The 21,982-nt window shown below is 40.4% G+C and carries 17 protein-coding genes; 9 read left to right on the top strand and 8 right to left on the bottom strand.

Going from position 1 to position 21,982, the window contains the following annotated elements; translation table 11 throughout:
* Positions 1-4 precede the first annotated feature (4 nt).
* On the top strand, positions 5-1,273 hold the full coding sequence (locus UYI_RS0114015) for a tetratricopeptide repeat protein (RefSeq protein WP_026085947.1): 1,269 nt from the start codon (positions 5-7) through the stop codon (positions 1,271-1,273).
* An 82-nt stretch (positions 1,274-1,355) separates the two neighbouring features.
* Here UYI_RS0114015 and fdhD read toward each other — a convergent pair whose 3' ends face one another.
* Both fdhD and UYI_RS0114005 read right to left on the bottom strand, forming a co-directional pair.
* Entirely contained in the window at positions 1,356-2,201 is an 846-nt protein-coding gene (gene fdhD / locus UYI_RS0114010; protein WP_016867284.1) for a formate dehydrogenase accessory sulfurtransferase FdhD, read from the bottom strand.
* A gap of 71 nt (positions 2,202-2,272) precedes the next feature.
* Positions 2,273-3,316 (bottom strand): DUF6745 domain-containing protein, encoded by a 1,044-nt coding sequence (locus UYI_RS0114005; protein WP_016867283.1) that lies wholly within the window; start codon positions 3,314-3,316, stop codon positions 2,273-2,275.
* A 187-nt stretch (positions 3,317-3,503) separates the two neighbouring features.
* Here UYI_RS0114005 and UYI_RS0114000 point away from each other — a divergent pair, with 187 nt between their 5' ends.
* The 4 genes from UYI_RS0114000 (at position 3,504) to UYI_RS0113985 (ending at position 9,514) form a co-directional block, all read left to right on the top strand.
* The gene (locus UYI_RS0114000; protein WP_199332416.1) at positions 3,504-3,863 is read left to right on the top strand and encodes a hypothetical protein; all 360 of its coding nucleotides are present in this window, start codon (positions 3,504-3,506) and stop codon (positions 3,861-3,863) included.
* 596 nt (positions 3,864-4,459) lie between these two features.
* Positions 4,460-6,793: a WD40 repeat domain-containing protein gene (locus UYI_RS0113995; protein ID WP_016867281.1), complete on the top strand. Its 2,334-nt coding sequence runs from the start codon at positions 4,460-4,462 to the stop codon at positions 6,791-6,793.
* A gap of 257 nt (positions 6,794-7,050) precedes the next feature.
* Positions 7,051-8,115: a dTDP-glucose 4,6-dehydratase gene (gene rfbB / locus UYI_RS0113990; protein ID WP_016867280.1), complete on the top strand. Its 1,065-nt coding sequence runs from the start codon at positions 7,051-7,053 to the stop codon at positions 8,113-8,115.
* Between the two features lie 199 nt (positions 8,116-8,314).
* Positions 8,315-9,514, top strand: a complete 1,200-nt coding sequence (locus UYI_RS0113985) for a serine/threonine protein kinase (RefSeq protein WP_016867279.1) — start codon at positions 8,315-8,317, stop codon at positions 9,512-9,514.
* 205 nt (positions 9,515-9,719) lie between these two features.
* On the opposite strand, the gene UYI_RS0113980 is transcribed toward UYI_RS0113985, so the two are convergent.
* The 4 genes from UYI_RS0113980 to UYI_RS0113965 form a co-directional block, all read right to left on the bottom strand.
* Complete coding sequence (locus UYI_RS0113980; RefSeq protein WP_016867278.1) at positions 9,720-10,595, bottom strand: SDR family NAD(P)-dependent oxidoreductase; 876 nt, start codon at positions 10,593-10,595, stop codon at positions 9,720-9,722.
* Between the two features lie 891 nt (positions 10,596-11,486).
* Positions 11,487-12,143: a peptide-methionine (S)-S-oxide reductase MsrA gene (msrA, locus tag UYI_RS0113975; protein WP_016867277.1), complete on the bottom strand. Its 657-nt coding sequence runs from the start codon at positions 12,141-12,143 to the stop codon at positions 11,487-11,489.
* A gap of 269 nt (positions 12,144-12,412) precedes the next feature.
* Positions 12,413-13,309: a cyanoexosortase B gene (gene crtB / locus UYI_RS0113970; protein ID WP_016867276.1), complete on the bottom strand. Its 897-nt coding sequence runs from the start codon at positions 13,307-13,309 to the stop codon at positions 12,413-12,415.
* A gap of 221 nt (positions 13,310-13,530) precedes the next feature.
* On the bottom strand, positions 13,531-14,700 hold the full coding sequence (locus UYI_RS0113965; RefSeq protein WP_016867275.1) for a DegT/DnrJ/EryC1/StrS family aminotransferase: 1,170 nt from the start codon (positions 14,698-14,700) through the stop codon (positions 13,531-13,533).
* Between the two features lie 464 nt (positions 14,701-15,164).
* On the opposite strand from UYI_RS0113965, the gene UYI_RS0113960 reads away from it, so the two are divergent.
* Both UYI_RS0113960 and UYI_RS0113955 read left to right on the top strand, forming a co-directional pair.
* Positions 15,165-16,727 (top strand): GAF domain-containing sensor histidine kinase, encoded by a 1,563-nt coding sequence (locus UYI_RS0113960; RefSeq protein ID WP_016867274.1) that lies wholly within the window; start codon positions 15,165-15,167, stop codon positions 16,725-16,727.
* A 264-nt stretch (positions 16,728-16,991) separates the two neighbouring features.
* Positions 16,992-18,425: an IctB family putative bicarbonate transporter gene (locus tag UYI_RS0113955; RefSeq protein ID WP_016867273.1), complete on the top strand. Its 1,434-nt coding sequence runs from the start codon at positions 16,992-16,994 to the stop codon at positions 18,423-18,425.
* Between the two features lie 122 nt (positions 18,426-18,547).
* Here the strand turns inward: UYI_RS0113955 and UYI_RS0113950 are convergent, their stop codons facing one another.
* Positions 18,548-18,841, bottom strand: a complete 294-nt coding sequence (locus tag UYI_RS0113950; protein ID WP_016867272.1) for a WGxxGxxG family protein — start codon at positions 18,839-18,841, stop codon at positions 18,548-18,550.
* Positions 18,842-19,102: 261 nt separating this feature from the next.
* Between UYI_RS0113950 and smpB the strand changes: the two genes are divergently transcribed.
* Positions 19,103-19,570, top strand: a complete 468-nt coding sequence (gene smpB, locus UYI_RS0113945; RefSeq protein WP_016867271.1) for an SsrA-binding protein SmpB — start codon at positions 19,103-19,105, stop codon at positions 19,568-19,570.
* Positions 19,571-19,645: 75 nt separating this feature from the next.
* On the opposite strand, the gene UYI_RS0113940 is transcribed toward smpB, so the two are convergent.
* Positions 19,646-20,365, bottom strand: a complete 720-nt coding sequence (locus UYI_RS0113940) for a rhomboid family intramembrane serine protease (protein ID WP_016867270.1) — start codon at positions 20,363-20,365, stop codon at positions 19,646-19,648.
* Positions 20,366-21,161: 796 nt separating this feature from the next.
* Here UYI_RS0113940 and UYI_RS0113935 point away from each other — a divergent pair.
* On the top strand, positions 21,162-21,827 hold the full coding sequence (locus UYI_RS0113935; protein ID WP_016867269.1) for a response regulator transcription factor: 666 nt from the start codon (positions 21,162-21,164) through the stop codon (positions 21,825-21,827).
* Positions 21,828-21,982: the final 155 nt, after the last annotated feature.

Genomic DNA, 21,982 nt, shown 5'->3' with positions numbered 1-21,982 from the left:
TACTATGAATGATGATTTTTACAATAGGGGATTGGCTAAAGCAAAGCAAAAAGATTATGCTGGAGCGATCGCGGAATTTACCCATGCTATTGAGAGTAACCCTTACTTTGCTGATGCTTTCTGCCAACGGGGTTTAGCATACTATGATTCTGGCGAAATTCTCTTGGCTGTTTCTGATTATACGGAAGCTCTACAACTAAATCCTGAAAGTGTTGAGGCTTATTATTGTCGCGCTTTGGCAAGAGTGGCGCTGAAAAATTTGCCGGGGGCGCTTGCTGATGCTGATCAAGTTATTCGGCTCAATCGCAATCATGCTGCGGCTTATAATTTACGGGGAATTGTATACCGCAAAATGGGACATGTTCATGATGCGATCGCTAATTTTAAGTTAGCTGCGGATTTATATCTACAGCAAAAGGATAAAGATAACTGTCGTTTGTGTTTGGAAAAAATTAAACAACTGCAACCCAAACAAAATCTTACTGTGGTTCACCAACGCCCTACCCCGACTACACCAATTATGTCGCCACAGGAATACTTCACCCAGTTGTTGGAAAAGGCAGAAAAGGGGGATACTCGCCAAGCATTAGAAGATTTAAACTGGGCGTTGCAAGTCGATCCGCAAGATGCACAAGCTTATTGCTGTCGTGGGGTGGTACGTTATAAACAGGGAAACTATCGTGAAGCGATCGCAGATTTTAACCAAGCCCTACAACTCAATTTTCAAGATGCGATTGTCTATCGCAACCGAGGAAGGGCGCGTTTTCAGCTAGGAGATCATCAAGGAGCGATCGCGGATTTTAACCAAGCACTGCAAATACAACCAGAGGATGCCTTGCTTTATATTGCCAGAGGCAACGTTTACCGGGCAATGGGTAATTATCTTGGTGCAGTAACTGACTATACTAAAGCTCTACAAATTAACCCTGATGATCCTCAAGCTTACTACAATCGCGGTCTTGCTTATGCTCACATGGAAGAAATGCAACGTGCCATAGCAGATTACCAGCAAGCAGCAAGTATATTTTGTGAAAAAGAAGACTGGAAAAATTACGAACACGTCCTTGAAAATCTCAAAAAAATCCACTCTCCAAGCATTGAATCTAAGCAAAGTAAGTATAACATGCTACGACAGCGCTTATTGAGACTGGTCGGGGGATATTGGGAAATAGCCCAAAGGTTAATTGATCAAACCAAGAGATACTATCCTGGAATGTCAGAAGAATGGTACATGGAAAAAGTGATTGATGATTTGGAACGTGATCGCGGTTGACTGATACTTAAGTTGCGTTCAAAAATAGTAACTAAGGCATGGGGAAATCAGGGTGAAGTTTTCTCCCTACCTCCCCACCTCCCTATCTCCCCACCATCAAGATTCTTTCCCAACCAGAATAAACATTAAATTTTTCTCCCCGCAAAAATCCGATTAAGGTAACTTCAAATTCTCTAGCCACAGAAACCGCTAAACTACTGGGAGCGGAAACAGCACAAATAATCGGAATTCCAGCAACTATACACTTTTGTAAAATCTCAAAGCTAGAGCGTCCACTTACCATGAGAATGTGATTATGCAAAGGCAACTGCTCACTCAATAAAGCTGAACCGATAAGTTTATCCAGGGCATTGTGACGTCCTACATCCTCTCTTACTGCTAACAACTGCCCTTGAGCATCAAATAAAGCAGCAGCGTGTAGACCTCCTGTAGCTTTAAATATACCTTGACCTGCTCTGAGTTGGTCTGACAGACTATAGAGAATTTCTGGTGTCACTTGTGGTTGTGGGGGTATTGGCGTCATACCCCGCAAACGTAAATTTTCCAGACTAGCTTTACCGCACACTCCACAGGCGCTGGAGGTGTAGAAATGACGTTCTAAAGGCTGTAAATTGGGATGCAAGTCTTCTCGTAGTTCGACATTGACAATATTGAAGCGTTGTTCGCCATCTATTTCTGCATCTACGCAATAACTCAGACGTTGGATATCTTGGCGGTTGCTAATTACTCCTTCTGTGTACAGAAAACCAGCAGCCAGTTCAAAATCTGCCCCTGGGGTTCGCATGGTGATAGCAATTGTACGGCGTGGAAATTTCAGACGAATTTCTAAAGGTTCTTCTGTGGTGATATAGTCAGAACGCGATCGCATTTTGCCATTTTCCACCACCCAAACTCTAGCTTGAGTTTTACTGCCTTTAGGTTCGCTCATGAGAATTTTTAATTGTTAATTGCTAATTGCTCATTGAGGCAAAAATGTTTTTTATTCCCATTCATTATTAATTATTGGCCTGAAGTGTGAGAGCGAATAACTTGCTCTAGCACTTGTCGTACTTTATCACTGGGTTCTTCTGGTATCCATTGTGCTTGCCATTGTTCTGGGGAAACTGTACCGTATTTTTCTGGCAAGGGGACATTTTGATAAAAATACAGTTTATTCCCATCGGCAAATTCAACTGCTGCTTCTCCTTCAGCATGAAGACGATTTTCGCTGTCTAGAGAAAGTTTAATAGGGCGATCGCAGATAAAACAAGTTTTCTCGAAGGGGAAAACCAAACCACACTCAGTAACCAGAGATTGCAACACATTCCATCGACTTTCATCATGTTCACAATGCAACTCATTAATACAAAAATCAAGCACAGCTGCTGTAGAAGCATCTGTACACATGCGTAACAGATAAGAATACATTCCTGGGATGGCGATATTTGCTACTTCAAACCAAACTTGGAGTTGGGATTGTTGATATAACCATTGCAGCAGAGATTGGTTTGATAGATACTGCCACAAAGGTTCTCCCAGATGCTGCCAAAGATTTTCCCAGATTGGTACGATTATATTTCCTCCTGGTTGCTGGGCGAGAAATTGCAATAATAATTCATCGCGTAGCTGCTGTAATTGCTGTTGTTCTGACTCTGATGTACTAGGCAATAGCCAAATCAGTCCTACCCAACCTTGAGATTCTTGCAACTGCTTGCGCTGCATTTTTACTTCTAGTTCCTGCCATAGTTTTGCTTCTAACTGCTTTTTCATCTGGTTTTCTAGTTCCATCGCAAATATAATCAGTATGGGTGGGCCAACCTCTTGCGCCATCTGGCGGGGTGAGTCTGCTGCCAAAATTTCTGACTTTGCTGCAAATGGACTATTTAAAAAGCGAATTTCAGGTTCTGGTTTACCCATAACAGCATAAGCTGTTGTGACTGCATCTGTCGCTTTTTGCTGATCAATTGGCTGTGTAGAGAGTGCAAGACTTCGCCATCTTTCTCGAATGACGGGAATTAATGCTTCTTGCTCTGGTGTGACTGTAGCAATTTGCGGTTGTGACATAGACACTACACTAATGTAAGAATGTGGAATGTGAAGTTATTATTACTATCTTCCTAATTTCCTAGCTTGACCTCTAGTCTTTAAACCCTATTTTTCAGATTGGCACATAAGTAGGTAAAATCCGTCACTCTTAGCTAAAGACTAGTAGGAGAAAAAGGTGAAAACAGCAACTATTTTGAGAAATATCATGGCATCAGTCGGTTTTTTAGTATTATTGACTCCACAAAACGCTCATGCTCAATTAGTACCACAACCTTGGGTATCTGTTGGTAGCAAAGATGATGATGTAACTTATTCTGTGGGTGCAAGGGCTTTGAATTGGGGTGCTGAATTGGGAATCGGTCCCGACAGTGCTACGGGTGTAGATGTACTGAAATTTATCAGTTTGCCAGTAGTTTCACCATATGTAGGCTTGGGATACTATTCAGAAGATAAAGGACTTGCTGTTTCAGGCGGGGTTCAGGTAGGCGCTGGCGATAATCTTTTCTTGGGTGCGGGTTACAATTCTGTGCGCGGCATCAACGGTCAATTGGGAGTAAGATTCTAGATAATTTTAGAGTTTTAATTTAACAATTTTTTGTTAACTTAAGACCTTGATTGTTCAAGGTCTTATCAAGATAAACTTTGAGGCAATAACTAAGTTCAAGTTATTAAGGAAATTCATGCAGCCACTCTATTTATTTGTGGCTATAGAAATAAAACTTGGACTATAATCACTCAATCATCTAAGTTATTTAATACTTTTTTGATTGAAATGGGTGTAGTATAACGATCGTATGGAAGTGATGAAATTAAGTTGGTTTCCATAGTTGTGCAGTGGATTAAAGACTTCCTTGCTATTTTAAATTTGGGTGTTGAGGAGGGAAGCAAATCACACAATTTGCGTTTTGATTTTTATAAGATTTAATGAGTTTTTACGGAATTATCATTAAAGTTTTATGATTATTAACACTCAGCTTTGTAATAGCAGAGTCTATGGTGAGTTATTGCTTATTTACTCATTTATCTGCGGATTTGGATGTAAGAAAGTAGTAAAATTGGCATGTATGGGAATTTGCCGGATGGCAATCATACCTTATTGAATGAGGCTATAGCGTTGATAATACTGAAAGCTTTTAAGTTTATTTAGCAGGCATCTTGTGTATGGAGCAAGGCTTAAAGTTACTACTTCAATTAGTGCTGGAATTTGCGCCTGTCATTGCAAGTTTAGTGCAAAAAAGTAATGATACACGTCCTGATGAAACTAAGAACGATTATCCTGCCCAAATTCAAGAAATTATCCAAACTGTCAGTAGTGCCAGTGAGAAACTTAGCTATTTAGGAGGATATGAACAACAAAAGCCAGAGGAACAGCAGCTAGCAGTTTACTACCATCAGACGCAGTTACAAATTGCAACTCAAGAACAGGAAACAGCGCTAAAGATCCCAGAGGTTAATAAACTATTTGATAGTTGGCCTTTGCGGTTGTATCCTTCGCAGATTTTAGAGTCTAATACTAATTATGAACGCCGACCTCTAAAAATTTTCCTAGCACCTCCAAAAGTGGGGTTTGATCAGTTTGATTTGCGACAAGAGGAATTCACTGCTGATATAGAGTTAATGTTAGCGGAAGGATTACGAGATTTTCTCAGTGAATATTATTCCTTACAGGACGCAATTAGACCAACAGAGTTTTTAGCAGGAGCATGGGATAGTAAACGTTTTCACAGTGAATCTAGTATTAAGGCTCTGTTTGGAATGTTGAAAACAGAGCCGATTTTGATTTTAGAGTCTGAAGCCGATGGAGATTACCTAAATTTTCGGATTGGTTATTGGGGGTTGGGACAAGAGCGTTATTACTATAAAACTATTTCTCGGATATCTTACAGAGAAATTGTGGAACAGTCAGCAAAAAACCGCGCCTATGAGTGGAGAAGTATACGAGATGAATTAATAGCACTAGGAGAAAATTTAGAGGAAATTAATTACTTAGGTCAAGATAATGCCAGTAATTTAGCAATTTTGGAAAAAGAAGAAAAATGGAGAGCTAGGGGAGTAGATGTTAGTAAATTATCCCTACAATATCAAATCAATCGTCAAGATTTGGAGCAACTTTGCCAAGTTTTAATTACCTGTCACTGTTTAGTTGCTGGTTGGATAGCTGATATTTATCACCTGGTTCATCATGATGTCCCGCCTCTGCTGCCAGATTTGCTGCCGAGTTTGCTAAAGAGTCCGATTGACTTGCAATCACTGCAAGCGATCGCCTCAGGATACAAACAAGTCTACCAAGCTCTAGAAGAAAAACATCGTTACTGGATTCCGGAGTTAGCGTTGCAATTAGCTCAGAGTTTATCGCATCTGAGCGATCGCTCTCTAGCAGACGAACAATTGCAATACTCTATCAGCACATGGCTGCAACTGCACGAAGTACCACAAGTGCAAAATAATAATCTATTTGCGGTAATGCGTAGCGCCGCAACAACAGCAGATACACCATATTTGCAACAACTCAGAGAATATTTTTCCGCAGTTGACGATAGACAGAGTATTAACAATGTAGAAGAAATTTTATATGCGATCGCCGACTCCCGACACCCACAGCAAATAAAAAATGCTTATCTCAGCCAAACTTTAACCGGACATACAGGCAAAATTTCATCTGTCGCCATCACTGCGGATGGACAGATTTTAGTCAGTGGGAGTGCAGACAAAACGATAAAAATCTGGAATTTACAGACTGGAAAAACAATCCGCACCCTTAAAGAGGAATTGGGAGAAGTTTCTTCGGTTGCTGTGAGTCCCGATGGTAATTTCCTGGCTGTTGGCAGTTGCGAACATCCCAGAAGTAATGTTAAAGTCTGGCATCTGTCCACTGGAAAACTACTGCACAAACTTCTGGGACACCAAAAACCAGTGAATTTCGTCGTGATTAGCCCAGATGGAGAAATTTTAGCTAGCGGTAGTAACAAAATCAAGATTTGGAACCTCCACAAAGGCGATCGCATCTGTACTTTATGGCATTCTTCTCCTGTTCACGGTGCGGCGATCAGTCCCGATGGTAAAATCATCGCCAGTGCTAGCAGCGATCAAAAAATTCGCTTGTGGAACTCGCGCACAGGTGAACCACTACGCACTCTCAACGGACATGGGGGCGATGTGTACTCAGTTACGATCAGTCCAGATGGACAATTTTTGTTTAGCGGTAGTGCTGACAAAACCATCAAAATTTGGGAACTTGAAACCGGGAAGATACTGCATACCTTCACTGATCACACAGATGAAGTGAAATCAGTTGCAATTAGTCCAGATGGACAACTTTTGTTTAGCGGTAGTGCTGATAAAACTATCAAAATTTGGTGTTTGCAAACCGGAGAACTCCTACAAACTCTCCACGGACATGCAGGATCTGTAAATTCTGTTACTGTTAGCCCTGATAGTCAATTAGTAGTGAGTGGTAGTTCAGATAAAACCATTAAGATATGGCAGATAAGTTAGTCAATGGTCAATTGTCAATTGTTAGTGGTTAGTGGTTAGTGGTTAGTAGTTGATTGCTTACTATTCCACCCTACCTTAAGCCGCGCAAAGCGCGTCTACACACTCCTCACACTCCCTACTCTCTTCCTATTGCGTGAATTTTGAATTGTTTTCTCCCCACAGCCCTAATCCCCAGAGGGAATCCCGAATTCCTCACCTCTCCTCTCAAGCGGCTAGTATTATATTGCGGCAGTGTAGCCAAAACAGAGGAGTGAGTAATGAGTCGTCAGTTATTGGTAACTGGTGGTGCAGGATTTATTGGGTCAAATTTTGTGCATCACTGGTGTCAAAATTATCCTCATGATCGGGTGGTAGTTCTAGATGCCTTGACTTATGCAGGAAATATTGCCAACTTAACAGGGTTGGAGAAGCAAGAGAATTTTCGTTTTGTGCAAGGGAATATATGCGATCGCTCCTTGGTTGACAAACTACTACAAACCGAGAATATTGATACTATTGCCCACTTTGCCGCAGAATCTCATGTTGATCGGTCAATTTTGGGGCCTGGTGCTTTTGTAGAAACTAATGTAGTAGGTACATACACCCTCCTAGAAGCTTTTCGTCAACACTGGCAAGCAAATTCTCAGCCTAGAAATTATCGATTTCTACACGTTTCTACTGATGAAGTTTACGGTAGTTTAAACCCCGATGACCCCCCTTTTAGTGAAACTACTCCCTATGCTCCCAATAGTCCCTACTCGGCATCAAAAGCAGGTAGCGATCACTTAGTTCGTGCTTATCACCATACTTATGGACTACCAACAATTATCACTAATTGCTCTAATAATTACGGTCCCTATCAGTTTCCCGAAAAACTCATTCCCCTGATGTGTATTAATACATTGATGGGTAAGGAATTACCATTATACGGTGATGGTAAAAATGTCAGAGATTGGCTTTACGTAGGCGATCATTGTAGTGCTTTAGATGTGGTAATTCATCGTGGTATACCAGGCGAAACTTACAATATCGGCGGTAACAATGAAGTAGAAAATATCAATTTAGTGCAAATGTTATGTCAACTCATGGATGAATTAGCACCGAATTTACCTGTAAGTCCAGCAGCGAACTTAATTACTTTTGTTAAAGATAGACTCGGACACGATCGCAGATACGCCATTGATGCCACCAAGATTAAAACTCAGTTAGGTTGGACACCTTCTGTGACTGTTGCAGAAGGTTTGCGTCTAACAGTTGCATGGTATCTCACCCATGAGAACTGGTGGAAACCTCTACTATCGCAAGAATATCAGGCATATTACCAAAAAAATTATGTTTTCTGAGCAAATTAAATAAATAAGTCAACACAAATGTAGAGACGTGCCATGGCACGTCTCTACTCGTTGGGATCGTCATTTGTCATTGGTCATTAGTAGTTTTCAAACCCAAAAAATAACACAATCTTAATTCAAAAATGGATTACAAGACCTAGTAGTTATAGCTAAATTAGAAGAATTAGGCTGGTGAGAAAGCAGGTTACAAATGCTGCAAGTAGAACAAATCTTACAGAATCGTTACCAACTCCAACGTCAACTAGGTAACAATGGAGTTCGCCAAACTTGGTTAGCAACTGATTTACAACCTTCTGCTCAGGAAAACTCGCAAGTGATCGTCAAACTCCTGGCCTTCGGTGGTAATGTGCAGTGGGATGATCTCAAACTTTTTGAGCGAGAAGCCCAAATTCTTCAACATCTTCATCATCCCCGCATTCCCCAGTATGTTGATTATTTTTGTATTGATGCTCGCACACTTTGGTTTGGTTTGGTACAAAAATATATTCCTGGTGAGTCTCTCAAAGAAAAACTTGCTCAGGGAAAAAGGTTTACAGAAAAGCAAGTCCGCAAGGTTGCTGTTGAGGTTTTAAATATTCTGACAGTCTTGCATGAGTTAAATCCAGCAGTGCTACATCGTGATATCAAACCGAGTAACTTGATCTGGGGAGAAGATAATCATATTTATTTAGTTGATTTTGGTGCAGTTCAAGATAAAGCAGCAAAAGAAGGAGTTACCTTTACCATAGTCGGAACTTATGGTTATGCACCAATGGAACAATATGGAGGAAGAGCAATTCCGGCGTCTGATCTGTATGCATTGGGAGCGACTTTGATTCATTTGTTGACGGGTACTCCTCCAGCCGACTTACCCCAATCCGATTTGCGAATTCAATTTAGTGATCGAGTGACTACTAGCCCCAGTTTTGTCTGTTGGTTGGAAAAGATGACACAACCAGCACCAGAACAAAGATTTACTACTGCCCGGCAAGCGCTAGAGTCTTTAAAATCTGGTCAAATTATGCGTCAGTCGGTGAGAAAAAATGGGGTGGTGTCACCACGCACAGAACCAATAAACAATTCTGGCTGCGGCATTAATAATACCAAAGAGCAAGTCCCCGATGAAATTCTAGGTTGGAATTGGGGTGCATTTCTCATGCCTTGGTTTTGGTTGTGGACTAATCAAGTTTGGGTGGGATTGTTATGTTTTTTCCCATCGATTGGTTGGGTAATGACAATTATCCTGGGTATAAATGGTAATGAATGGGCTTGGAAAAGTAGACGTTGGCGCAGTGTCCAACACTTCAAAGAACATCAAAGAGGCTGGGCGATCGCTGGTATGCTGATTGGCGCACCTTTTAGTATTATTTTGTGGATGAGTGCGATCGCATTTCTCACATCTTTTTTGTGATGAAGGCAGAGGGCACGACGTCAACTGGCACAAACCCCCTTACGCCCGCCGGGGGGCAGATGGTGAGTCAGCGCGCCCCAAGGGGGGTTCCCTCCCCCAACCCCCGTTGCCCCTAATCCCCACTCCCTACGGTCTAGGGGCCGGTGAGTTCCCCGATCCCTATTTTCAAGATAGATATAGTTTGAGCGATCGCCTTAATTATTATCTATCTGAGTTTTGCAAAATTATTTGCAAAATGTGAAAAGTCTGGTAAGGAATGCACACTTGTTCTGAACATATTTTGCTTGCCAGCTTTTCGTCTTCTGGATTCTTGAACTTTGGGAGTTGCCATTTGTAAAATTTTCTCCAACAACCAAGGAGCAAAACGTTGACACCAAACTGCTAAATAGCTTTGCCATCCAACTAAAATTTCTGATGAGTCTTTTTGTAATCCACATACAAACGCTTGAGCTACTTGTTCGGGAGTCATCGGCATTACCCAGCGAAATAACTCTAAATCGCGTACCATATCGGTATCTGTCAGAGCTGGTAATAATGCTATGACTCGGATGTTGTATGGAGCAAGTTCGCGGCGTAAAGCTTGCGTAAACCCTAAAAGTGCAAACTTAGTAGCTGAGTAAGTTGCCATAGTCGGTGCAGCCACTTTCCCCATCAAGCTAGAGACATTCACAATTGTTCCTTCGCTGCGGCTTACCATGCGTCGAGCCATCATATGAGTTAGGGTATAAGTCCCTAATAAATTGAGAGAAAGTTCCTCTTGAACTTGGGGTAGTTTAGATTGTAAGAAGGAGTTTTGGTAGGCTACACCTGCACAATTTACCAGCAAGTGAATCGGGCCATAACTACGCCAAAGTTGAGCAACAGCAACATTTACAAAGATGGGTTTAGTCAAATCTAATGGCATAGTTGTGGCTTGTACGCCCATTGCCTCGATTTCTTTAGCTACCTCTGCCAACTTGTAGCGATCGCGTGCCACTAAGATCAAGCGTTTCATACCTTGTTGTGCTAGTTTTAGAGCAATGGCACGTCCAATACCACGGGAAGCTCCAGTAATCAGAGCTACCTTGCCTTGAAAATTCATGGATTTTAACCTCCAAATTCTAGTCTTACCCCACCTTTGCTATACAATCATCATCACGACTTTTAGGAATCACGGTATGAGGTAAGACAAATCAACTATTGAATCTCACTCAAAATCCAAAGCCGAAAATCAACAATTTACGCGATCGGCAGAATGGATATGGCTCATAGTTTACTCCTGTAATTTTTACTAGGATTACTAGTTTTGTTGCCAATACACACTTTAACAATTAGTTCAAGTAGTGACAATATTTTTTAATAAGAATTTCTGAACAGTGGTTAACAACAAAAAATTTCCAGCAACAATATATATATAGAATGAGCAATATTTTTTGTCAGTCCAATAAAGGAGGAAAAAGCCTAATATGAGCGATTTTTTGGTGATTAATATCTAAAAATTAATGATTTACACCACTTATAAGTATTTCTTAATACTTGTTTATTAGTATCATATTTTTCTAACAATCAAACCAAAATTCTCTTAATTTTTCTAAAATCAAAAGTCTAACTACTAATATTTTCATCAGTATTCGTAGCGAATTTCCTTTAGGAAAGACTCTGCTACCTGGTTCGTTGATTAATAAACGCTACTACGCAAACCTGTACTTAAATCTAATACAGATATATACGCAGTATTGAATAAAAAATAAGATCCCCGAATTCCTAGAAAAGTCGGGGATCTGTATCTTTCAATTTTCAAGCAGTACGATAATTAGATTGAATTCAAAATCCAATCACACAAGAAGAGAAGGTAGACAAAAAGTTATTCTTACTTTTTTGTTTGCCTATCTCCTTCTTCGTATCAGTTGAAAATATACATCATCACAGGGAATAGCTAACCAACAGATGTCTGTTGTTTGATTCTCAAATTTCCGACAACTATTCCATATAATTAAGATTCAACTAATCCCACAGGACAAGCAACATTTGTCCCTCCTAAACCGCAATAACCACCAGGGTTTTTGGCCAGGTATTGTTGATGATAGTCTTCGGCATAATAAAATTCCGGCGCATTGAGGATTTCTGTGGTAATCTTGCCATAACCTGCTTTACTGAGAGCTTCTTGATACGCATCCCGCGAAGCTTCAGCTAGTTTTTTTTGTTCCTCAGAATATACATAAATCCCTGAACGATACTGCGTACCAACATCATTACCCTGACGCATTCCTTGGGTAGGGTCGTGGTTTTCCCAAAATACTTTGAGTAAATCGGTGTAACTAATCACTTTGGGATCATACACCACTAACACTACTTCATTATGACCAGTCATGCCGGTACACACTTCTCTATAGGTGGGGTTGGGAGTGATGCCAGCAGCATAACCAACAGCAGTAGTATAAACACCAGGTAGTTGCCAGAACTTGCGTTCTGCACCCCAAAAACATCCCATACCAAATATGGCCGTTTCCATGCCTTCTGGAAACGGAGGCTGGATCGGATTACCTAGCACATAATGACGGTTAGTAACTGGCATAGATTCTGCCCGTCCTGGCAAAGCTTCCTCAGGACTAGGCAGGGTTAATTTTTTACCAAATCCAAATAGCACCATTGACTTTTACTCTCAGATGTGAGAATTATTTTTACTTTACTTAACATTTTAACCACTGTAAGGGCGTAGACGCGCTTTGTGCGGCTTAAGGGAGGGTAGCATTTGTATGAGTATCCTGAGTTCAAAACGAAATATTTTCGTACAAATGCTATCTCCTTGAAGGGAGACACTACGCGTAGACGCGCAAGCGGCTTCTCGTAGAGTACGCCCCTACTAACACCCAACAACCAACAACCAACAACTAACACCCAACAACCAACACCCAACAACTAACCACTAACTTGTTTTTGCTGAATTTCTACAGATTCAGAGAAGAAATTATCAATATTATTTAGAACGGGTATCAATAGCATTAACATGACAGCAGAAAACATATCACCGCCCCAACTGTCATGTAACCAATGGAAAGCTCCTTCATTACCTGTGCCATGAAAGTAGGTTAATAAAGTATTGCGAATGATATTGCCGCTGATGCTAATCAACATCGCTATGAATAAAAATGAAATGGTCTTGCGTCGAGATGATAATTTATCAGTCCAATAAAGTAGCATCAAGCCGACATAGAGAGTCGTAAACAACATTTTTAGTCCTGCACAGTAGGGAGCTACTTCTACAATTCTTTCTCCCACATATATATTGATCTCATCGACAGTTACTGTCATACCAAACTGATTTAAAATAAAGCCTGCCGTACCAGCTATGAAACTTTGCAAAGGAAAGGTATAGGGGGCTATTAAATAAGGAAGTGGTGTTGGTGTTGCAAGAAAAACTAACAGCAAGGAAAACTTTTGTAACTTGAAGCCAGCAATGCCTTTGAACCATAAGCACAATCCTGCAAGTATGGCAGGGAAGGAAAGATTTACCCATTCGCTGACTCCACTTAGATAAAAAATTCCTCCCATTAATAAGAGGAAAGCACCAAAGGGATGTTGATGATCTGGTAGTCTTTGCCAAAGTTTCCGCTTTAGCCAAGCTATATATGTAGCAAAAGGTAAACCAATAATACCGTGACTAAAATATTCGTGTTCTGTGCTGATATTTTTATGTAACCAACCATCTAGCCAATGCAGTAAAAGAGGGGCATAAAGCAGCCCTAAAATAGCTAGAATTGCTAAGCTAAGAAACTTTGGTGAAATTAGATTTTGAAATGAACGGTGATTAAGCATAGATTTTCGTCATTTGTCATTTGTCAATGGTCAATTGTTAGTGGTTAGTAGTTAGTTGTTGGTAATTTCCAATGCCCACTCCACCCTACGGGAAGCCTATGAGCGCGTCTACACACTCCTCATACTCCCCACACTCCACTCTACGGGAAGCCTATGAGCGTGTTTACACACTCCTCACACTCCCCACACTCCTCACACCTCCTTGTCTCCCCACTTCCCCTTTAAGCAAACAAGAGGCTTTCAGTGGGAGAATTAACTTTTAGAATACGAGCGATCGCATCTGTAACATTCTGAATTTGGCTGTTGCTTAAACCTGGATACATGGGTAACGATAAGATTTGGTTTGCTAGCATTTCTGCATGAGGAAAATCACCCTTTTGATAGCCCAAATCCGAAAATCCTGGTTGGAGATGACAAGGAATTGGGTAATGAATTCCTGTTTGAATTCCCATAGCTGTGAGTTGTTCTTGAATGACAGAACGATTTACAGGGCAAGATTCACAAATTCTGATCACATACAGGTGATATACATGCCCTTCAGCACTGTAGTTTTGGATGGGGATAATACCTTGTGTTGCTAGGGGTGCTAGTTCAATATCATATTGCTGGGCAACGGTAAGGCGATCGCGATTCCAGTTTTGGAGATATGGTAATTTTTGGTGCAGCACCGCAGCTTGGATGGTATCTAAGCGACTGTTGGTTCCTATTTCTGTGTGAAAATACTTGCGAGATGCACCGTAGTTACGCAAACGTACCATTTTTTCAGCTACATCTTGATTTTGCGTTAAGAGTATTCCCCCATCTCCAAATGCTCCTAAATTTTTGCTGGGATAAAAACTAAAAGCTGCTGCTATACCTACAGAACCAGCGCGATATCCTTCCCGTTCAGCTAAATGTGCTTGGGCGGCGTCTTCAAAAATTAGGATTTTGTAGGTATCAGCCAAGTCTAATAGCTGTTTCGGTGATACCATTTGGCCATAAAGATGTACGGGAATAATTGCTTTTGTTTTTGCTGTAATTGCTTTTGCTGCTGCTTCCAAATCAATTAAAGCTGTGTGGGGATCGCAATCTACTAAAATTGGTTTTGCTCCTGTACGCAAAACTCCAATCAGCGTTGCCACAAAAGTGTTAGCTGGTAAGATGACTTCATCTCCAGCATGGATATTACAAGCTTGTAAACCGAGAGCGATCGCATCAGTTCCAGATGCAACACCTATTCCGTATTTTGTACCAGAAGCCCTGGCAAAAGCTGCTTCAAAATCTGAAAGTGCTTTTCCTAAAACAAAATCTCCCTGTTCTAATACTGCTTGGATTGCCTGTTGCAACTGATTTTGAATCGGCAGATGTTGTAAATTCAAGTCTACAAAAGGGATTGTTATTGGTATATCCATTTTTCAGTAATATGCAAAAAATTTTTTCAAAATAATTGGTGATTGGTAATTGGCATTTTTTTGTTATTCCCCATTACCCATTCCCGTTAGTTTTATGTTACCCATGTAGAATTAGATACTAACGAACTTCAACATCAGAATCAGCAATGCTCAGTATATGGTTCCAAAATGCTGATAATTTTTCTGTACTACTTAGAAACAAGTAGAACAACAACTCCAGTAATTTTAGAAGTTCGATTTGAGTGAAAAAATGGTTTTTAATAGGGCTAAGGCACTAACATCAGACAAAATAACTGATGTATAACTAGTGTTATAGCTATGCAAAAAATTTTTGACGAGTGAAAAATTTTACATCTACTTTGTTGATCAGACACAAAATTGGGGAATGCTGAATAATAGCGAATAACCCATAAACAGTGGTTATATAAATTACATTATCTAGAATTATCAAGGTGACAGTGGTAATGGTAGAGTCGGAAAATAAATTGTTGTCTTTAAAGGATGGTTGGGCATCTCCGGAAACGAGAGAACAACAACGTCTCAGGGCATTGTCAGAATTAGGGCTACGACAACCAGAAACGATTCCAGTTTTTGAAGAAGCTACTCAAACTGCTGCTCACTTTTTGGAAGCACCAATTTCCATTTTGGGATTTGTCGATCAAGAACGCCATTGGTTCAAATCAGCAGTAGGCTTATCTAGATTAGGATTAATGAATCACTTAGCGCAAAATCGCCAATTACTACGTCAAGAGTCTTTTTGCACCCAGGTCGTAGAAAATTCGCAAATTATAGTTATAAATGATACCAGAAAACTGGTAGATGCAGGCAGTACTGTTGCCAGCAAATTAGTGGAGGATTATGGCATTCGTGCTTATTTAGGAGCGCCACTATTTGATGCTTGTGGAAATTGTTTGGGCGCATTGGCAGTAATGGATTTAGTGCCACGCAATTTTACCAATCGAGACATTGAGTTTTTACAAATCATCGCTCGTTGGAGTATGAGTGAATTTGAACGCAACCGACTCCTGCAAGCGACTTCAGAAATAAAAACAGCGCATAGCGTTTCTGACTGGTCACTCCCAGAGCCTAAAAAGAGTGAAAGTGAAATTAGAATCAGTTCAATTACTTTGCCAAGCAGTTCAGTTCCTACTAGTCAACTAAAGTTAGAACTGTTGGAACAGTTAACCCAAGAGTTACGCACACCTTTAACATCTGTACTGGGTATGGCTAGTGTTTTGGGACGTGAAATTTATGGGCCTTTGACTACCAAGCAGAGAGAATATTTAGACATTATCCAACATAGCGGTAGATACCTGCTTTCTCTGGTAAATGAAATTTCTGAACTGGGAGCAATGGATGAAACTGAGACAGCTTTGAATCTATCGTCTGTAGATATTGAAATGCTGTGTCAACAAGCAATTAATACTCTGGAAGAGGCTGCTAATCGCCGTGAGCAGGATATTCGCCTATCTCTTGAACCTGGACGCAATCGCATTTGGCTTTTGGATAAAGACAAGGTGCGACAGATACTCTATCACCTGATTTTTAGTGTGATTCAACTTTCTGCTACAGGTAGTGTTGTGCGAATTCATGTTTCCCACAAGGAAAATACGCTTAACATTACGGTGTGGGTTTCCCATCCTTGGCTGGGAGATGGAATCACCGAGGTTGATCCTTATTTTCGTCTGAGTGCAGTGCCGTTGCTAGAACTAACAGAAGAGACAGCCGCCGAATTTAATGCTCTGTTGGAAGATCAAGAAGATGTATCTAGTCTGCCATTAGGCTTAGACAAATCACAAACTGTGAAAGTTTCGACATCAAGTATTCTCAATACCACTAAGCGTTCTGGTTCTCTCTCGCGGGAAAGTTTGGGTTTACTGCTCAGTTGTCATTTAGCAGAATTGCACGGCGGATATATTTCAATTCAAGGATCACCAGAGGCAGGATTTCGCTATATCCTGAGTTTGCCACTAAATCAAGAAAAAGCAGAAGTTTTGAGCGATGTTTCCTCAACAACTGCTTCTTAGTCACACTCGTAGGATACAACCCGCAAATTCCATAGAAAACCAATTCAAAATCGAAAATTCAAAATCTAAAATCCTGTTAGCGGATGTCTTTACCACCTGAGTATTTCACTCAGTCGGAATACAAATCCAAAATCCAAAATCTAAAATCGGATGTCTGTCTTCAATTAGCATGGACTATGGACTGGAAATTTTTCATTTTTGAAAAATACCGAACTATCATTAAATCCAAGTTCTACGCTCTGTGCTAGTTGCTTACAGCATCTTATGAATCTAATCTGGCAAAAATTTACATTATCTTATTTACCACTCAAGGAATATCTGGACTCCAGCTACCTGCATGGTTCTCTAGTAGGGGTGCTGCGCTCTTGGCGGCAAAGCAGTATTTTAATGCAGTGGGGAGATATCATAGCGGCTATTTTAATCAGCTTGGTGTTAGTGTTAGCACCTTTTACCGCGGCGAATACAACCCTACTTGGGGTTCTGTTAGCTGCTTGTGCAGGATTTTGGCTACTGTTAACTTTGTCTGATGAGGTAAGCTCCTCAAATAATTTATTTGCTACGCCAATTCACTTGCTGGTGTTGCTGTATTGGGGAGTCTGTTTAGTTGCTACAGCTTTGTCGCCAGAAAAAAAGGCAGCTTTAGAAGGATTGATAAATTTTACACTTTATTTAGTGTTGTTTGCCCTCTGTGCCAGGATACTGAAATCGCCCCGGATTCGAGCTTTTTTACTGGTTTTATATTTACATGTGTCCTTAGTTGTCAGTATCTATGGTGTGCGACAGAAGTTTTTTGGTGCGGCACAATTGGCAACTTGGGTTGACCCTGAATCTCCATTGTCTAAAAATACCAGGGTCTATAGTTATTTGGGTAATCCAAATTTACTGGCTGGATATTTGTTACCAGCTGTGATTTTGAGTTTGGCGGCGGTGTTTGCTTGGCGGGGATGGCTGCGTAAAGGTTTGGCTATCACTATGTTGGTTGTCAATCTTGCCTGTTTTCGTTTTGCTGACAGTCGTGGTGGCTTTATTGGTTTGGCGATCGCGCTAGTTGCTATTGTGTTGCTATTACGCTATTGGTACGCTGATTACTTACCCCGGTTTTGGCGTATTTGGTTAGTACCCATACTGTTAGGGTGTTTTGTGGCTTTTTTTGTAATCATGTTTGGGGTTTCAGAAACTTTTCGCCTGCGCATTACTAGTATTTTTGCATGGCGTAAAGATAGTAGTAATAACTTCCGCATAAATGTTTGGACTGCGGTGTTCAGAATGATCCAAGACTTTCCGATTTTTGGTATCGGCCCTGGACACGATGTTTTTAATCAGATTTATCCGCTCTACCAACTACCTCGGTATAATGCTTTGAGCGCTTATTCGATTCTGTTGGAAGTGGCTGTGGAAACTGGAATTGTTGGTTTGATTAGTTTCGTTTGGTTACTAGTAGTAATATTTAATACGGGTTGGTTGCAACTGCAAAGATTCCGGCAATTAAATAGCGTAGATGGTTTGTGGTTGATTGGAGCGATCGCTGCTTTAGTAGGTATGCTAGGTCATGGTTTTGTAGACACTGTGTGGTATCGCCCAGTAGTTAATAGTGTCTGGTGGCTGTTAGTTGCTTTAGTTGCCAGCTACTGGAATCCTGTGGTATCAGACCACAAACAACAAGGAAATTCACTTCATCCAGAACTTGGGATAAATTAAAGTTTGTAAAAAAAGCCTTGAGTAGAATATCTCTCAAGGCTTTTCATTTTTTATCATCTTCCTAAAAGTTTAGTTTGTCCCACAGTTTTTGGTTTGGTTGTGATTGGACGGTGTATGTAGAATTATTCTCTATAGGTGCTAGTACCAACAGCGTTCGGATCGCGATAACGAGTTGGTTCATCGTTACGCTTCCTGCCAGCTAGACCTGCTAAACCTAACAAACCGAGTAATCCTAACCAACCCCAATCAAAACCTCTGTCTTCTCTGGCTTCATAAACTCCGGTATTTGGTGCAGCTGTGTTGGTAACTGTGGGGTCTGTTGTAGTTTGTGCCTGTGCGGGTATGCTTAAGGGGAGAATTGTCATGCCCAAAGTGAGGACACCAGCGCTAACCATTTTGCTGAAGTTGTTTTTCATAATGTTGCTTTCCTGAATCTGTTGCAAATTTATTCATCACCACTCTACCGACTTGCAATCACAACAAAATCAATCCGCAGCTGTAAACTAAAAACTTTATATACTCTTGCTTAAGATATATAAAACGCAGCCAACCTTAGAAAAGCTAGGATAAGACTAATATCCAGTTGGCATATTATATTGGTTTAATGACCATTTATAAATTAATTGGGCAACCTCAAGGATTTTTTAGTTATTATTTAGACGCAAGTAAAATTTTCAATGAGCGATAAGAGCGACGGTTATAAGGTTATTAGTGACAATCGGCAAGCCCGGTATTTGTACGAAATTCTTGAAACCTACGAAGCTGGGATTCAGCTGACGGGGACTGAGGTAAAATCAATTCGTGCAGGTAGGGTAAATCTTCAAGATGGCTATGCTTTAATTCGCAATGGAGAAGCATGGCTGATCAACGTCCATATTTCCCCTTATACTGCCAGTGGACAGTATTTTAACCATGAACCACGTCGTACACGCAAATTACTACTGCATCGCCAAGAAATTCGCAAGCTAGTTGGTAAGGTAGAGCAGCAGGGGTTGACTTTGGTTCCTTTAAAGATGTATCTCAAACGCGGCTGGGTGAAAGTTAGTATAGCCCTTGTTAAAGGTAAAAAGCTGCATGACAAGCGAGAGGATATTAAAAAACGTCAAGACCAGCGCGAAATGCAACGGGCAATGAAAAATTATTAAAAAGTCAAGGGTCAAGGGTCAAGTGTCCATTGTCAATTGACCATTGACCATTGACAATAAACTATTGACCAATGACTACCAATTATATTTTTCTTGCTCTGAATCTTGTTGAAACAATCCCAGTACAGGGCCGAGAATTGCCCCAACTACAAAACCACCAGCATGGGCCCAGTAGGCAATGCCTCCGTTTTCCATGCCGATGTTTGTTGGTGCTTCCAGACTAGCAAGTCCGTAGAAAGCTTGTTCAATAAACCAGAATCCTAGAAAAAAGTATGCTGGTACACGGAAGGTAGGGAAGAAAAATCCCAAGGGAACGACACCAAGAACTTCAGCTTGGGGAAAACGGATGATGTATGCTCCCAAAACACCAGCGATCGCACCACTTGCTCCTAATGAGGGAATAGCAGAATTTTGTGAAAAGTACCACTGAGCTAATGTTGCTAGAACACCACTAGCTAAATAGAAAAATAAATATTTAACATGACCTAATTTGTCTTCGACATTGTTACCAAAAATCCACAAAAATAACATGTTGCCACCAAGGTGTAGCAAACCACCATGTAAAAATTGGGCGGTAAATAAAGTTACCCACTCTGGCACTGGCTGATTTACAGAAATACCTGCAAAACTAGCTGTGAGTTCTCGCGGGACTACTGCAAATAAGTGAAAGAACCCATCTAAATATTGGGGAGGGAGACTAGATTCATAAATAAATGCTAGAACGTTAGCAGCAATCAGCCCATAAGTCACATAGGGCGTGATTTTTGTTGGATTATTATCTCTAATTGGAACCACGGGCTTTTTTCTTGCTTTTTCAAAACTAAACTACACAATACATAATTTGTTAAGTATTTTCTTCTTACCTCTGGATAGATTTAGCAAGGTGAGCCGAAGATATTTTGAAAACAGGTAAATGTCATGAATGTTTTATAAAAAACTCATACTTAGGGCTTGCTGAAAAAGTCATAAAAAAGCAATTTCAAGGGTTGACTAGTTATTCAGATCCAGTCAAGCATAAGTTTTTGTTGAGTATAAATACTTCACATATAAACTGCAATTATATTAATACCCAACTTTGCTTTTGTCCTCAGTGATGCAAGTATTTTGAGCTATTTTACCTCCTTGTCTTGCACCTGAATATACTTCTAGAGTCTAATAACTTAGATCCTGTCACCTTTTCTTTATTTTTCAGCAAGCCCTACTTATGTGATAAATTCAAATTTACGGATATGTTTATTCGTGTTGATTTATCTATTGTTTCTGATTCAAGTTTTTTGTTTGAACTATATATTATGTATTTTGCTAAAAAATACCTGATTTTTTACTTCTATACTGAATGTTTTGTAAAAATTTGTAAATAACTTTATATTTAATGACATAAATTAGAGAGTGTCTGATTTTTACAAAGTTACTTTATTTAAACAATGCCTCTTACCGATGGTAGATAAACTTAGCAATTCAACCTTTAGGGAGTGATTAGCTACTACTCCTGTAATAGTATGAAACATAAGAGTACTATTATTATTTGTATTCACTGATAGTGATCATAGAAGCAAATTTATTAGTAAAAAATGCTAGGGGTGTACAGTCCATGCCCTTGACGATCCTTGTAGTGGATGACGATCCGGGCACTCGTCTGTCTATCAGCGATTATCTTGAACTGTCTGGCTACTCGGTAATTGTTGCTAATGACGGTCAAGAGGCTTTAGCAAAGGTGGAAGAGTACCATCCTGATTTAATGGTTACTGATATTGTCATGCCACGAATGAATGGTTATGAACTGGTACGCCAAGTGCGCCAAAAACCTGCATTTAGTTTGCTGCCAGTAATTTTGTTGACAGCACGAACAAAAACACAGGAAAGAATTCTTGGTTATCAATCTGGATGTGATTTGTATTTACCTAAGCCTTTTGAATTAGAAGAGTTAGGAGCAGCTATTCGTAATTTGTTGGCGCGATCGCAAATTATTCAATCTGCATACCGTCTTGCTCATCTAGACAATACCAACTTTTTGGATAATAACAGCTCACAGTTAAATGAGATTCAAAAACCCCAGTGGTTCTTAGAACTAACTTCCAGAGAACAAGAAGTTTTAGAACTTTTGACTCATGGTCTTTCTAATGCTGACATGGGTCAAAAGTTGCACCTAAGTCCTCGGACAGTAGAAAAGTACGTTAGCAGTTTATTGAGAAAAACAGGCACCAGCAACAGAGCTGAATTAGTACGCTTTGCGATGAAGCATGGTCTAGTGGAATGATGAGAAAGTCTGGGGAGTGGGGACCGGTAAGTCCCCCATGAGCGACTGCCGTAGACGCGTAGCGGCTTCTGTAAAGTAAGGGTTTCCCGGCATAAAGAAAGAGCCGTGCGCTCATAGGCTTAAGGTAAGGGTGGAGTAGTAAATTATTAACTAAC

Source organism: Fischerella muscicola PCC 7414, assembly GCF_000317205.1.
Classification (GTDB): Bacteria; Cyanobacteriota; Cyanobacteriia; order Cyanobacteriales; family Nostocaceae; genus Fischerella; species Fischerella muscicola.
The sequence above is the reverse complement of the archived record's forward strand: the minus strand, read 5'-3'. Positions and strand labels throughout refer to the sequence as shown.